General features: G+C 62.2%; 15 protein-coding genes and 1 pseudogene. 4 read left to right on the top strand and 12 right to left on the bottom strand.

Annotated elements, in window-relative coordinates:
* Positions 1-2 precede the first annotated feature (2 nt).
* Complete coding sequence (locus tag AC0VX3_RS08980) at positions 3-815, bottom strand: TRAP transporter small permease subunit (RefSeq protein WP_475524420.1); 813 nt, start codon at positions 813-815, stop codon at positions 3-5.
* An 88-nt stretch (positions 816-903) separates the two neighbouring features.
* Positions 904-1917 carry a TRAP transporter substrate-binding protein gene (locus AC0VX3_RS08985; protein ID WP_475524421.1) on the bottom strand — a complete coding sequence of 338 codons (1014 nt, stop codon included), beginning with the start codon at positions 1915-1917 and terminating at the stop codon, positions 904-906.
* A gap of 246 nt (positions 1918-2163) precedes the next feature.
* Here AC0VX3_RS08985 and AC0VX3_RS08990 point away from each other — a divergent pair, with 246 nt between their 5' ends.
* From AC0VX3_RS08990 to AC0VX3_RS09000, 3 genes and pseudogenes are all read left to right on the top strand, one after another.
* On the top strand, positions 2164-2850 hold the full coding sequence (locus AC0VX3_RS08990; protein WP_475524422.1) for a GntR family transcriptional regulator: 687 nt from the start codon (positions 2164-2166) through the stop codon (positions 2848-2850).
* Between the two features lie 154 nt (positions 2851-3004).
* Positions 3005-3316: pseudogene (locus AC0VX3_RS08995) on the top strand (dihydroxy-acid dehydratase); the annotation flags it as partial.
* A 61-nt stretch (positions 3317-3377) separates the two neighbouring features.
* The gene (locus AC0VX3_RS09000) at positions 3378-4178 is read left to right on the top strand and encodes an SDR family NAD(P)-dependent oxidoreductase (RefSeq protein WP_475524423.1); all 801 of its coding nucleotides are present in this window, start codon (positions 3378-3380) and stop codon (positions 4176-4178) included.
* Positions 4179-4226: 48 nt separating this feature from the next.
* On the opposite strand, the gene AC0VX3_RS09005 is transcribed toward AC0VX3_RS09000, so the two are convergent.
* The 7 genes from AC0VX3_RS09005 to AC0VX3_RS09035 form a co-directional block, all read right to left on the bottom strand.
* Positions 4227-4877 (bottom strand): glutathione S-transferase family protein, encoded by a 651-nt coding sequence (locus AC0VX3_RS09005; protein ID WP_475524424.1) that lies wholly within the window; start codon positions 4875-4877, stop codon positions 4227-4229.
* A gap of 105 nt (positions 4878-4982) precedes the next feature.
* A complete protein-coding gene (locus AC0VX3_RS09010; protein WP_475524425.1) occupies positions 4983-5669 on the bottom strand; it encodes a ribonuclease T2 family protein in 687 nt (228 codons plus the stop codon).
* 30 nt (positions 5670-5699) lie between these two features.
* Entirely contained in the window at positions 5700-6146 is a 447-nt protein-coding gene (locus AC0VX3_RS09015) for a cytoplasmic protein (RefSeq protein WP_348149894.1), read from the bottom strand.
* Between the two features lie 94 nt (positions 6147-6240).
* Complete coding sequence (locus AC0VX3_RS09020) at positions 6241-7089, bottom strand: 23S rRNA (adenine(2030)-N(6))-methyltransferase RlmJ (RefSeq protein WP_475524426.1); 849 nt, start codon at positions 7087-7089, stop codon at positions 6241-6243.
* Positions 7086-7610, bottom strand: coding sequence for a GNAT family N-acetyltransferase (locus AC0VX3_RS09025; RefSeq protein ID WP_475524427.1), 525 nt, complete (start codon positions 7608-7610; stop codon positions 7086-7088). Before AC0VX3_RS09025 ends, AC0VX3_RS09020 begins: the two co-directional genes overlap by 4 nt.
* A 178-nt stretch (positions 7611-7788) precedes the next feature.
* Complete coding sequence (locus AC0VX3_RS09030) at positions 7789-8598, bottom strand: cold-shock protein (protein ID WP_475524428.1); 810 nt, start codon at positions 8596-8598, stop codon at positions 7789-7791.
* Between the two features lie 214 nt (positions 8599-8812).
* Positions 8813-9910: a DUF1176 domain-containing protein gene (locus AC0VX3_RS09035; protein ID WP_475524429.1), complete on the bottom strand. Its 1098-nt coding sequence runs from the start codon at positions 9908-9910 to the stop codon at positions 8813-8815.
* Positions 9911-10119: 209 nt separating this feature from the next.
* Here AC0VX3_RS09035 and AC0VX3_RS09040 point away from each other — a divergent pair, with 209 nt between their 5' ends.
* Positions 10120-10782: an MBL fold metallo-hydrolase gene (locus AC0VX3_RS09040; RefSeq protein ID WP_342895519.1), complete on the top strand. Its 663-nt coding sequence runs from the start codon at positions 10120-10122 to the stop codon at positions 10780-10782.
* A gap of 3 nt (positions 10783-10785) precedes the next feature.
* Here the strand turns inward: AC0VX3_RS09040 and AC0VX3_RS09045 are convergent, their stop codons facing one another.
* The 3 genes from AC0VX3_RS09045 to AC0VX3_RS09055 form a co-directional block, all read right to left on the bottom strand.
* Complete coding sequence (locus tag AC0VX3_RS09045; RefSeq protein ID WP_342895518.1) at positions 10786-11721, bottom strand: DUF1402 family protein; 936 nt, start codon at positions 11719-11721, stop codon at positions 10786-10788.
* A gap of 275 nt (positions 11722-11996) precedes the next feature.
* Positions 11997-12365: a DUF6665 family protein gene (locus tag AC0VX3_RS09050; protein WP_475524430.1), complete on the bottom strand. Its 369-nt coding sequence runs from the start codon at positions 12363-12365 to the stop codon at positions 11997-11999.
* A 35-nt stretch (positions 12366-12400) separates the two neighbouring features.
* Positions 12401-13687, bottom strand: a complete 1287-nt coding sequence (locus tag AC0VX3_RS09055) for an MFS transporter (protein WP_475524431.1) — start codon at positions 13685-13687, stop codon at positions 12401-12403.
* Positions 13688-13690 lie beyond the last annotated feature (3 nt).

The raw sequence follows: 13690 nt of genomic DNA on the forward strand, positions 1-13690 counted from the left end.
GGCTAGCCCTCCAAATTCTTGCGAATGAGTTCGATCTCATGCTCGTCAATTTCGTCGACCGGAAGGTGAACTTCCGGAGCCTTGTTCCAATCGGCGATCAGGTTGGACAGGGCCTGGATGGCCACCAGAAGCACGATGATCAGGATCGCGGGCTTGATGGTGGCGGGAATTGGCGGATCCCAGGCGGTTCCGAACGTTTCCCACCGGAAGAACTTGGCCACGGCCTCGTTGTAGCCGCCCCAGATCAGCAAAGATGTAAAGACCCAGATCAGAAAGACCGAAATCACATCCGAAAGCTTCTGGAGCCAGCGGGGAAACAGGTCGTAGATGATGAAGATGCGAATGTGGCTGCGCTGCTGCATCGCATAGAGGCCCGCGAGCAGGAAAACGATGCCCGCGATCCACAGGGACAGCTCATTTGCCCAGAGTGTCGGTTTCGAGAAAACATAGCGAGAGATGACTTCGAAGAACATGACCAGCACGATGCCGGCGGTCGCCATCATGGCCAGGCGGGCGCATATCAGACTGACGATGTCGAAGAAACCGGAGGGCTCGGACTCGATCACACCGCGCGTGTCGGACAGATAGATGCCGGCCGAAAGCAGGGCAATCGTTGCCAGGATCAGCATCGCGAGCACGGTCGGCGTCTGCGTCGGCGACAGGACCTGCTTCATGTCGAATTCGGCGCCGAAAAACAATCCGCCCAGGATCAGCCCGAGGACAATCGCCACGGCGCCGAGAAAACTGGTCACCATGATGATACGGACCGGTTTTCTGGCGGGCCCCAGCCATACGCTTTCCGCTTGAACAGACACACCGCCCTCCCTTGCGTTTCAACGACCCAGCGAGAAAAACGAGCCCCGAAGGGCCCGTTCAGGTCTCACGTTTTCCAAGCGTTCAAGTTTACTGGATTTTTCCGATGCTGCGCAGGAATGCGCGGTGCGCCTCGACCAGTGCCTTGGCTTCCGGCGTCTTTTCGGCCCAGCCGTCCCAGGCACGTTGTGCGCCGGCGCGGAATTCGGCGCGGTCTTCCGGCGACCAGTCATAGAGCTTCACGCCCTGTTCCTTCAGCGTGGCAGCGGCTTCCTCGTTGGCGATATGGATCGACATCGACGTCTTGAAGGCCAGGGCCTGGGTCGCCGTTTCGATGATCGCCTTGATGTCGTCCGGAAAGCTGTTCCAGACGTTGAGGTTGAAGGTTACATGGTCCACCGGCATGGAGTGGAAGCCCGGATAGGTGGCGTGGCCGACGATGTCATAAAGTCCAAGACCGACATTGTTCGCAAGGCTTGATGCATCGGCACCGTCAATGATGCCGGTTTCAAGCGAAGTGAACACCTCGGTGAAATCGATGACGATCGGCGATGCACCCAGTTCGGCGAAGATTTCGGTTTCTAGGCCGGGAGGCGAGCGGAATTTCCAGTCCTTCAGGTCTTCCGGTCCCGCGATGGGCCGCGACGAGGACATGGCTTCCTGACCACCGGTCCACCAGCCGACGAGATGCATGTTGTGCGCCTCGTACAACTCGTTCGCAGCCTCCTTGCCGCCACCGAAATAGTAGAAGCTGTACAGCTCCCACGGCGTGTCGTAGCCGCCCATCGGGTCGCCCACGAACTGGAAGGCGGGGTTTTTACCGGTCTGGTAAGCGCCGCCATGCATTTCGCCGTCGAGGATGCCGGTCGCAGCGGCGTCGAACCCTTCCACGGTCGCGACGACGGCCGACGACCAGAACATTTCGATCTCGACACGGCCACCGGACATGCGCTCGATATTGTCGATGAATTCCTGCGCGAGCTTACCCGAAACGGCTTCGGGTGAGTAATGCGTCTGTATGCGAAGATTGAAGTCGGCTGCAGATGCGCCGGTCGCAATCCCGGCGGACAAGGCGGCGACGGCCACCAGACTTGTGAATTTCATGATCTCTTCCTCCCAGTTCCGTTGTTCCCTCCCAGGAAAACGCGGGGCCCGTGCCGTTTTTCCCGGTCAGCGGGCAGTCCCGAATTCTACAGCTAAAGAGAACGCGCGGACATGTCAATAATTGCTATACCTGCAAATTTTTGCTTGGTATACCAAATGCAGATAAAGGCATTGATGGACACCCTTCGTCAATGCCGGAAACCCGAACCGTTGTTGAGACCGCCTGTGGCATTGAAACAAGACAACATGATCGACCTTCCATCCCTGCCGCGCCAGCGGCTCGGCGAACAAATCGCCGATGTCCTGCGCGAACAGATCCTGCTGGGGCAGTTGCCGCCGGGGAAAAACATCCCGGAACGCGAGACCGCGGCTGCGCTCGGCGTTAGCCGGACACCCTTGCGCGAGGGGTTGCTGGTACTGGAGTCGGAGGGGCTGATCGAAATGTCACCTTCCAAAAGTCCGGTCGTGGCAAATCCTTCGTTTGTCGAGGTAAGCCATCTGCTGCTTGTTCAGTCGGCGCTGGAGGGACTGGCCGGGGAATGTGCCTGCGACGCGGCCAGCCAGGACGAAATCGACAGGATCGAGGCAAAGCACCGGATGATGCTCGCCAATGTGGAGGAACCTGACCAGATCAAGTTCTTCCAGATCGACATGTCGTTTCACGAGGCCATCGTCGCCTCGACGAAGAACACGTCGCTGATCAAGACCCACAAGCAGTATCACTCACGGCTGTGGCGCGTCCGGTTCCTGTCCGCGCGGGACCGGTCTGCGCGGGACAAGGCGATGATCGATCATGGCCGGATCGTCGAGGGCCTGCGCCTGCGGGACAAGGAGCAGGTGTCCGGAGAAATGAGAGACCATCTCAGGCGGGCCATCGACAACATCAGGATCGTGTTTTCCGAAAAGGAGGCCGCCACGGCGTCCGACAGCTGACAGAGGCAAGGCGGCAATGGACGACTATCGCTCACGGTATTCAGCCAAATTAAAATCAAGGTCGCAGGAATGGTTCGACAATCCGAACAATTCCGCGATGACGGCGCTCTATCTGGAGCGCTATCAGAACAACGGCTTCACGCCGGAGGACCTTCAGTCCGGCACCTCCGAGAGCCCCTCGATCCTCAACGCATCGCCGGAAGCCGCGGTCGGTGGCGGGCTGGCGTTGCTCAAGAACGGTTACACGGTGCGGTTGGACCTGAACAGCCGCACACTCGACGCTCTGGTCGATGAGGCAGACCGGACCGCAAGGTGCGAAAACTGGTCGCCGCCGGATCTTGAGAACCAGACACCCTGGCAGGAACTTTACCGAGCGAATGTCGGCCAGCTTGCCGAAAGGGGCTGTCTCGAAATGGCGACGTCCTACCGGAAGGTCAGGCACATGTTGCCGCACGACAGCCACTGACCGTCGGGTTCGGTGCAACAAACACCGGCCTGAGAAGCCGGTCGTAGCGGGAGTTGATGAATTGACCGAACAGCTTTTCGACGTATCGGAGAAGATCGTCCTGGTATCGGGCGGCAGCCGGGGGATCGGTCTGGCGATGGCCGGGGCGCTGGCTGCGCGCTATGCGAGGGTGATCATCACGGGCCGCGATGAGGAAACCTTGCGGACCGCCTGTGCTGCGGCGGCGAACCGGATGACCTTCGAAACCTGTGACGTCAGCGACACGGATACGATTGCCGCCTGTGTCGACAGGGTCGTTGCCGACGTCGGCCGGATCGATGCCTTGATCAATTGCGCGGGCGTGAACACCCGCAAGCCGGCGGTGGACTATACCCCCGAGGAATTCGACAAGATCATGGACATCAACCTGCGCGGCGCGTTCTTCATGGCGCAGGCCGTCGGCAAGCAGATGATCCGGCAGGGCGAAGGCTGCATCATAAACGTCGACAGCCTGTCCACTTTCAGTTCGCTCGCCCAGGTCGCGCCTTACGGCATGTCGAAATCCGGCCTGTCCAGCATGACCCGCGCGCTGGCGCTGGAATGGGGCAGTCACGGCATCCGGGTGAACTCTCTGGCGCCGGGCTTTATCCTGACGGATCTGACCGAAAAACTCTGGTCGGACCCGAACCTGCAGTCCTGGAACAAGACGGTGACGCCGCTCGGACGCATGGGACGGGTGGACGACCTTGTCGGCACGGCGATCTTTCTGATCTCGTCGGCATCCGCCTTCCTGACGGGCCAGACGATCAGGGTGGACGGCGGCGCCTCATGTGGCATCAACTGGCCGATCGACGGAAAATTCGAGGTGAGACTGCGCACATGAAGCCGACCGCTTTCATGGATTTCCATGAAAGCGGGTTTTTTTGGCGGGTTATCGCAGCTCCGCGGCAGCGTCGTCCGGCACGGGAGCGGGCTGTTGCTTCGTGTCGGCAAAGGCGGGAACCGCAGCCTCGAACGCATCCAGCCAGGCGACCAGACGGGGATGGCCCTGTCGCCAGTCGCCGCCGAAGCGCATGTCGAGGTAGCCAAGGGCGCAGGCGAGCGTCAGTGTGCCGGCCGTAACGTCAGCCTGGGTCGATGGAATAGCCGGTGTTCTTTCCTCGAAATATGCCAGGCCGCGTTCGACTTTGGCGCCGTGATAGGCATCCCAGGCCGGATCGCGGTATTGAGGTTGCTTGAACCGTTTCTCGTAAACCCGGAGGATGGCCGCATCCATGATGCCATCGGCCAGGGTCTGGTCGCGCAGCACGGAAAACCGGGCTTCGCCATCGGGAAAGAGCGTGTTCCCGCCAGCCAGGAAATCCAGATACTCCAGAATGACGGCGCTGTCGTATAGAACGTCGCCGTTTTCCAGGATCAGCGCGGGGATCTTGCCGAGCGGATTCTGGCCGCGAATGCTGTCGGAAGGATCGGCCGTGTTGGTATCTTCGACCGTGACACGGTCCTTCAGGCCGAGGATCGCCGTGGCGATCTTGACCTTGCGGCCAAAGGGGGAGGGGGGCGAGGAACGAAGGATCATCATGGTCCGGACTCCAGAACTGCAGGGGCGGCATTTGGGGACGTCTCACTGGGACGTCTAACGAGGGCGTTTAACAGGGGCGTTTTACTGGGGCGACTAACTGGGCACTTAACGGGGGCGTGGTGGTGGAACCGTCAGCTTGCCGGACCGGCAACCGGTCCGGTCGACTTCGCGGCAGGCCCGGAATTCCAGATCCCTGGTGAGGCAGATCCGGACTTCCTCGAGCTCTCCCCGGTCGCAGGTCACCGCCATGCCGTCTTCACTCAAACCGGAGTTTGCGAGGCGAAAGGCCTTCTCGACCGTTGCGGGGGCTGATTTCCCCGGCTTGTCGAGCGTGCGAAATACGCCGGGAACGGTGATCTTTTCATAGGCCCGGCGGGTCAGGTCGAAATACTCCTCGGGCGGCAGCCCCGAGCAGGTGCCATGCTTGCGCCACTGATGAAACACCAGGTTGTGGCTCGGCATGATGTCTTCCATGGACACGGCGATCCGGCGGTCGATGCGCTGCGGCGCACCGGAGCAGCTTTCCGGGTAGCCCCGCCCGTATTGCGGCCACAGCCCGTGAACGACAAAGCGGAACGCATTGCTGACGTCGCATTGATGGCGGCTGGCGTTCTGGCCTTCCTGCTTGCAGTAGGTGGGCGACCAGGACAGGGCCAGAACATAGAAATCGAAATCGCCCGCTTCATCCGACCTGGCGGGCTGGCCGAGCAGCATGATCGGCAGACAGATGGTCAGGAGGCAGAGGGTCAGAAGGCAGGCCGGCAAGTCCCGGCAACGGGTCGATCGCGACATCTGGAAAGGTCTTTCGCTATGAACCGCGGCTCAGTGCGGGCGCACGGTGCTGCAGCCGACGCCATAGACCCGCCAGGTGTCAAGCGGTGACAGGCAGGCTTCGACGTTCCAGCCGACACCGACAAAGCCGGCGTGTTCCTCGACCATGTACTGGACCGACTGGAAACTGCCGTCGGAAAGACCGGCCTTGCCCCGGCAATACCGGCGCGCCACCGGGCTGACACCGTTCTGCCCGTAGCCGACTTCACTGATCTCGTCGAGGCTCAGGATCGTGCGGCCGCCGTAGTAGTCCTTGCGGGCCCGGGCAATGGCGCCCGACACAGCGCTCTTTACTGAAGCCGCGGTGCAAACCGGCAGCCGGTTTTCGCCGGAAAACGAAAAATAGACACGATGATCGTCGGCAACGGCCGGGGCCGAAAGGCTAGCGCTCAAGGTCAGCGCCGACAGGGTCAAACGGACGAAACGGGCAAATCGCACGGCTAAACTCCGGAAGGGGGACTGTGTGGAGACGATGGGGGAGGCGGGTCGGAAGGTCAAGCGCCGATCCGGTCAATTGTGACCGGTCGCCGCGTTATTCGACGATGAGTTGCGTAACGTTCCAGCCTGCGCCCGGTCCCTGATGCAACACATCGGCAAGCCAAGGCAGAACCAGCCGCATTTCATCGGCAAGTGTGTAAGGTGGATTGACCAGGGTCATGCCGGACCCCAGCATTCTCGTGTCGGGGCCGCTCCTGCCGGTGCTCAGTTCCAGCGTCAGTACATCCCGCAGGCCCGCTTCGCTGAGGCTTGCGTGCATCCGGCGGATCTCCCGGACATCTTTCAGCGGGTACCAGAGCGCATAGGTCCCGCCCAGCCACTTCCTGAAGGCCCTGACAAGCGCATCGCCCATACGGTCGAACTCGTTCGTCACCTCAAAGGCCGGATCGATCAGAACCAGACCGCGCTTTTCCTTCGGGGGCAGAAAACCGGCCATGGCCAGCCAGCCGTCCAGATGGATCGTCTTGACCTGGTGGTCACCGGCAAACTGCTCCGAGAGGACCCTGAAATCCTCCGGATGGAGTTCCGTCAGCGTCAGACGGTCAGTCTTTCGCAGCAGCCGGCGGGCGACGACCGGGGATCCGGGATAATACTGGAGTTTGCCGTCCGGATTGAGGTCACGCACGACGCCGAGCCAGGGCTCCAGCAGGGCGGCGACAGGCTCCGGGATATCCGCCGAGAGCACCTTGGCAATGCCCTGTTGCCACTCGCCGGTCTTCTGGGTTTCCACCGACGTCAGGTCGTACAGGCCGATGCCTGCATGGGTGTCCAGGATGCGGAAGGGCTTGTCCTTGCGCTGGAAATAGACGATGAGCCGGGACAGAACGATGTGTTTCAGGACATCGCCGATATTGCCGGCGTGATAGGCGTGGCGGTAGTTCACGATGCGGTGCCGGACTGGGGTTCGGGCGCCCGCTTCAGGTAGATGACGGCCTTGTCGCCGTGGTCGGCGCGGCCGATCTCCTCAAATCCCAGCCGGTTGTGAAAACGCAGGGACCCCGGATTTGGCGGCCGTTCGTTGACTTCGCAGATGAAACTTCTGCCTGTTCCGGCGAACTTCCGGAACAGCGCGGCATAGAGCGCATCGCCGATCTGGCGGCCGCGCCTGTCCGCGTCCACGGAAATCCGGTCCGTGTAGGCAAAGTGGGATACGCGCTCGCTGAGCCAGCGATAATTGCGGCTGTCGTAGTCCAGTCCGTCGCCAAGGCACAGCAGGGAACCGGCCGGAACGCCATCGATTTCGGCAACAAGGCAGATTAGCGCGCCGTTGATGAGGTCCAGCAGTTCCTCGGCGGTGAGACCGTTCACGTTCGGAACGGCAGCGTTGTTGATTTGCAGAAGCCGGTCGAGATCGCCCGGCAGAAACGGACGGATGATCGGGGAGGAGGGAACGTCTGATGCCATCAAGTCACCTGGTAAAAACGGGGGATGTTCACCGTCGCGGTACGGCGCCTTATAGGCGGTGCGGAACTTCGTGAACAGTGTCTGCGCAGACATGCCTTAAATTAACAAGGGCGCAGCCGATGCCGCGCCCTGAAGTGAAGGGAAAAATCCTGCGTCACGAAGACAGTCCCGCCAGGGCCTATTCTCCGGCAGGCGAAGTGTCCGGCGCGTCGCTGCCGTCTTCCTCGAGAACCTGCAGGTTGACCGCCTTGGGTCCCTTGCCGCGCCGATCCGGCTCGGTCTCGAACGAGATGCGCTGGCCGCTGTCGAGCGAGGACAGTCCGGAGCGTTCCACGGCCGAAATGTGAACGAACACGTCGGTGTCGCCTTCTTCCGGGGTGATGAAGCCGAAGCCCTTGTCGGACTTGAAGAACTTCACAGTTCCGGACTGACGCGGACCGCGTTCCATCGGTGGCCCGTCCTGGCGCGGCTGGCGAAAGCTGTCGCCGCCTTCGCGCTGTCCATAGCCACCGCCGCCTTCACGGTTGCCGCCATATCCACCGCCGCTGCCGTAGCCGCCGCCTTCGCGGTTGCCGTATCCGCCGCCACCTTGACGATTGCCGCCATAGCCGCCACCGCCCGCGCGGTTGCCGCCGTAGCCACCGCCACCTTCGCGCTGTCCGTATCCGCCGCCGCCTTCACGGTTGCCGCCGTATCCGCCGCCGCCTTCACGGTTGCCGCCGTAGCCGCCACCGCCTTGCCGGTTGGCGCCGTAGCCGCCGCCGCCGTCACGATTGCCGCCGTAGCCACCGCCATTCCTGTCGTCGCGGCCGTGGCCGCCTCCGAACTCACCGCTTCGTCCACCCCGGTAGCCGCCGTCCCGGCCACCGCCAAAATCACCGCCGAAATCGCTTCCGCCAAAGTCACTGCCGAAGTCTTGCGGACCGCCAAACTCGCGCTTGCCGCCGCGCCGACCACGCGACCTCCGGTCCGAATCGCCATCGTGCATTACCAAATCACCTTAGTTTCTGTGCCGTGATGGCACATAACGACCAATCTCACCCGCCTTCTCAGTCGAGTCGCTTTCCTCATGCGCACGGTGTGCGCCTGATCAACATTCCAGGAGCGGGTTGAAACAAACTTGCCGCATCCCTCTCCAACCGCTGCCCCATCATCATAAGGTCGGAAAAGACGAAATCGCAAGAAAATCCTTGGGCCGCGCGCTAATTCGGGGCCTTTTGGGGAGGCCAGGTGCTTGACCAATTGGACAAGTCGGGTGCCGTACCGTCACATGTCGTTCTGGTGGCCTCCTCCAGAAGCACGAGGCCGGTGCCGTTCCAGACCCAACGGTTCCAGAGGCCGCATTCACCGACACCGGAGCCCTTGAAGTAGCTGATCAGTTGCTGATCGGCAGGGACCCACTTGGCGTTGTAGATCAGATCGGTTGCGACCGGTCCCTTCTCGGACATGCGCGCGACTTGGACCTGCCGGGCCGCGCCATCCTTGCCGGACAGCACCGCGACGTAGGGACTGTTGTAGGCCGTGGGCGCGCCGCACGGGATGATGTAGAGCGAGGCGTCTTCGGCCAGCGGCACCCTGACGGCATTGAGGCTGGTGAAGATGGTCGGATCGATCCGGGAACACAGGCGGTTGGCCGACCAGACCGCCGCGACTTCCGGTGGAAGCTGGTCGGGACTCATGAGAGCGATCGCATGGGGCGCATCCATGGCAGGGTCAGTGCCGGGAGCGACGATGGCCGACACGGTTCCGGTGCGGTTCTGGCGATTGTCGAGCCACAGCAGGCTTGCCTTGACGCCTTGCAGCGGGACGGGGATTGCGACCGGGTCGGCGTCCTTGGCGGCAGGCAAGTGGACCGTCAGTTCCCTGCCGGTGCGCATGGCCTCCAGAAGGGTCGTGGTGGCCGGGCCGGTCGGATACCAGAACCCTTCGCCGCCGAGCGGCCGGAAGCCGGCCGGTGTCTTGACGGCCGGCTGCATTTCCCGGAGCTGTTCGATCGGCAGCGCCTCGATGGCGGCGCCGTCAAGCTCGAACCGCAGGGTGCCCTCACTGGGAAGCGGCGTGTTGGTCGTCAGGCGTACGAGAGGCTGGGCTTCCGCCTGCCAGTCCCGGACGATGCGGAGATCGACCCAGACAGACTGACTGCGGGTGAAGGATGAGGAAAAGCAGACGCCGGTATTGCCGCAATCGACTGTCCACCCCTCGAAACTGGGCGCCGTCCTGCCCGGCTGCGCCATGACACCCGTGGCGGTCAGCAGAGCCGCTGCGGCGGAGATCAGCAGTGTCAACAGTCTTGGCGTCATAAGGTCCGGCTACCCGATTGTGTAAGGCATCTTCTCACAGGCCCATTCATCTTGTACGAAATGCACGCGGCAAGGTGAAGCCGCTAGTGAACAGAAACACGACACCGGGTGGCGTTGTCCCGTATTTGTTACAGTTTCGTGTAACGGGAACTGCTCCTGAAAGTTGCGACAAGGAGGCAGTCATGCCGCAAGAAAACGAGAATTCCGGCATGGCCGAGCCGGGCGACAGCGACTTTCCGCCGATCCAGGTGATGGTCATCGTGGTGTCCGCGTTCCAGCAGAACTGTTCGCTGATCTGGGACCCGGCCACCCTGCGCGGCACGGTGGTCGATCCGGGCGGCGATATCGACCGGATTCTCGCAGCCATCGAGAAACAGGGTGTCACGGTCGAAAAGATTGTCCTGACCCACGGGCACATCGACCATGTCGGCGGGGCCGCCGATCTGGCCGAAGCGCTGAAGGTGCCCGTGGAAGGCCCGCATGAAGCCGACCGGCCGCTGATCGAACGGGTTGCCGACCAGGCGGCGCAGTTCGGTGTCGATGGTGTGAGGCCGGTGACGCCCGACCGCTGGATGGTGGAAGGCGACACCGTCGAGATCGCCGGGCGCCAGTTCGACGTGCTGCATTGTCCCGGACATTCGCCCGGCCATCTGGTGTTCTTCGACAAGGAACTCAGGTTCGCGATTTCGGGAGATGTGCTGTTTGCCGGATCGATCGGCCGTACCGACCTGCCGGGCGCCGATCACGCCACGCTGATCCGCTCCATCAAGGAAAAACTGCTGCCGCTCGGCGATGACGTCTCGTTCCTGCCCGGTCACGGACAGGCCTCGTCGATCGGTCATGAACGCGAAACAAACCCGTTTCTGACATGAGGCCTACAACAAGGCTTGCAGATCCTCGATACGGTCGTTGACCAGCCAGCCGTAGTAGTTTTCCCGGGGCCAGGCCTGGCCGCTGCGCCGGAACCTGGCAGCTCGGCTCCAGGGATCACCAAGATTGTAGAGCGTGGCCGTCAGGCCGGGATTTCCCGAGATATCGACCTTGCCGACGGACTTGTAGGCGGCGATGGCATCCTGGATGATCGCCGCCATGTAGTGCAGCGAGATGTTGGGATCCATGGTGGCCTTGTAGACCTCCCTGGGATTGGAGGCTTCCAGCTTCCGGTAGTTGCTCTGGCGGGCGACCCGGTCCGTCATTTTCAGCACCGTGAGCGGACTCAATTGCCCGAGGCCGAAGCTCTGACCTGAAAACAGGGGCTGGAAGAATGCTTCGTTGAAGTTCTTTTTCGGGAAGCGCGTGCCATCGACCTTGCGGCCCCGGAACTTGCTGTTCCAGACATTCTCGTAGCAGGACCAGCGCCGGTCGCTGCTCTTTTGAACGTGCTCCTTGCGGCAGCGGTCGAACTGGGGGCGCTCGATGAAGGTGTCGACATGCTCGCCGTCGAGCTCGAATTCGAAGCGGATGCCTGCATAGGACAACGCCTTGACGTAATACGACTGGGCGCTGTCGAGCGTGTCGTAATTGTAGGTGTGTTCCCCGACAATGGCGCCGATCAGGTGGATCGGCTCGATGCCGTACCGGGAAGCCACACGCTTGATGGATCCGAGCAGGCGCCGGTCGCGTTTGAGAACGGCCAGGACCTTGTCGAACTTGGCATCATAGGAGGATTTCGAGGCGGCGGTCCGGCGGGAAGAGGCGAAGGGAATCTTCGGCTGGGACCGGTACCGGTTGCCCTCGGGTACGGCCCGGACCGATTGCGCCAGCGCGTCGCCGATGAATGCGACCGGCAGCACGAGCGGGCCGGTCAGCATCGCGACAAGCAGACATGTGCTCGCCAGTCGGGCGGCGAAGCTAAGCTGAGGGGTCTTCGTGCACATCTTGACCGTTCTGCGTCTGCCATTGTTGTGTATGACGCGACGGGAACAAACCTTCGCGCCGGCGAGCCATAGCTGTCCCCCACAGCCCGCCAATTGCCACCGAAATTCTTTCATCCTGCAAATTGCCCCCAGAAAAGACCACTGCCGCTCTCAATATGCAACAGGTTCCTTGCTGTAGCGCGGGGGCATCAACAAAGAAGTGATGACGGTCACAACCCTTGCGTTTGACCGGGTTCTTGCGACTTCAGGGTGCTGTTGGCCGGGCCCATGCGCAGACGCACCGCTTTTGGTACACCCATGAAGTCGTAAAAGGCGGTGTGCCCACGCAAGCCGCACAACTCACGCTGGATGCTGACGTGCCAGAGCGCTTCCCCCGCCAAGGCGAGCTGCTTCTGGTACGCACCTGCGGCCGGACCCTCCGCCGTCTCGATCTCCTTCAGGCCCGCAAGTGCCCGTTCCAGCTTTCCGGTGAGCCTGGCAAGTGTCGATGCCTTCTCGTTCAGGATTTCCTGTTCCAGGGCAGCGGCAAGAGGGTCCGTGCCGGCGGATCCGGCGTTTGCGGGCGGTCGTAAGGTCATGGCGTGCTACCGGTCGTGACGGACATTTCCAAAAATCACACGGGGGTTCTGTTCAGGGCAAGGTCTTTTTCGAACACGATCAGCCCTACCAGCGCCAGAAGCTTGAGCAGACAGGGTATGCCTGCGTAAGTGAGGCTCAGCCCCAAGGCGAGGCCGGGCGTGACCACGCCATCGGGCTGATAGCCGAACAGCCCGAGCAGGGGCAGGGCAAGGCCGGTTGCGAGAGCGAGAGCGGATTTCGACACGAAAGCCATGATCGAAAACAGACGTGAGGCTTCCCCCTGACGCCGGTCGGCTTCGATGTGATCGGCAAGGATCGCGGGGGGCAGCGCAAGATCGGCGCCCAGCGCGAGCCCGGACAACGCGCAGACCAGCGCATAGGCGATCAGATCCCCCTGCTGCAGAAATGCCGCTCCGCTGAAGGTGAGGATGGCTACGGCGAGGGAGATCTGCCAGGCTCGCACCTTGCCGAGCCCGCGTGCAAGGCGCGTCCACAGAGGCATCGAGAGAACGCCGGACAGGAAATATATGAGCAGAAACAGCCCTGTATATGCTTCGGCATCCAGGCGGTCCCTGATGAAAAACAGGACGAGCACCGCAGGAACGGCACTGGCGAAGGTGTTCAGGCCCGTGAGTGCGAAGAAAAGCCCGCGCCAGCGGTCCCTGAGAAGGGTCCACCAGCCCGTGCCGTCTCGTCCCGCTTCCGGTGGTGTGAGCGGGGCCGTGTGCATCCACCGGACAAGCACTCCGTAACAGATGGCCAGCACCGGGAGGTATCCGAGCGCAAGCCAGTGAAAGGCCCGTGCCGGACTGCCGCCGCTTGCCAGAACGGTCGGCAGGATGGCCGCGATCAGCAATCCGACTAGACCGAAGGCTTCCCGGCTGGCGGTCACACGGGTGCGATCGGCGGGCTGCGCCCGCCAGAGCCCGCCCAGCGCCTGGTAGTTGATCGAGACCACGGAGAAGCCTGTCGTGCAGACCAGGACCGATCCCGCGAACCAGAGCAGCGGCAGCGTGGCGGGAGGATGGAACAGCATCCAGAACCCCAGACCCAGCATCACCGCGCCAATCGCGAGGATTGCAGGGCGCCTGTCATGAAATCTGTCGCTGAGACTGCCGATGAGCGGATCCTGCAAGGCATCGATCAGGCGCAGGACCAGAAGGACGGAGCCCAGCGCGGCGACCGGCTGCTGCAAGGTCACGGCATAAAAGTCGGGGGCGTGCAGATATATCGGCAACCCGGCAAAGGCCAGGGGAAAGGCCATGACGCCATATGCGGCAAGGGTCGATCGCGTGACCGGGCGCGCCGGTTGACCTGTCACGGA

Source organism: Roseibium sp. QJM3NY_11, from assembly GCF_056173175.1.

Coding starts and splice junctions, on each gene's coding strand:
- AC0VX3_RS09025 (WP_475524427.1), bottom strand. CDS start 7,610: ATGGCATCAGACGTTCCCTCCTCCCCGATCATCCGTCCGTTTCTGCCG.
- AC0VX3_RS09010 (WP_475524425.1), bottom strand. CDS start 5,669: ATGTCGCGATCGACCCGTTGCCGGGACTTGCCGGCCTGCCTTCTGACC.
- AC0VX3_RS08985 (WP_475524421.1), bottom strand. CDS start 1,917: ATGAAATTCACAAGTCTGGTGGCCGTCGCCGCCTTGTCCGCCGGGATT.
- AC0VX3_RS09045 (WP_342895518.1), bottom strand. CDS start 11,721: ATGCTGACCGGCCCGCTCGTGCTGCCGGTCGCATTCATCGGCGACGCG.
- AC0VX3_RS09050 (WP_475524430.1), bottom strand. CDS start 12,365: ATGACCTTACGACCGCCCGCAAACGCCGGATCCGCCGGCACGGACCCT.
- AC0VX3_RS09040 (WP_342895519.1), top strand. CDS start 10,120: ATGGCCGAGCCGGGCGACAGCGACTTTCCGCCGATCCAGGTGATGGTC.
- AC0VX3_RS09005 (WP_475524424.1), bottom strand. CDS start 4,877: ATGATGATCCTTCGTTCCTCGCCCCCCTCCCCCTTTGGCCGCAAGGTC.
- AC0VX3_RS09030 (WP_475524428.1), bottom strand. CDS start 8,598: ATGCACGATGGCGATTCGGACCGGAGGTCGCGTGGTCGGCGCGGCGGC.
- AC0VX3_RS09035 (WP_475524429.1), bottom strand. CDS start 9,910: ATGACGCCAAGACTGTTGACACTGCTGATCTCCGCCGCAGCGGCTCTG.
- AC0VX3_RS08990 (WP_475524422.1), top strand. CDS start 2,164: ATGATCGACCTTCCATCCCTGCCGCGCCAGCGGCTCGGCGAACAAATC.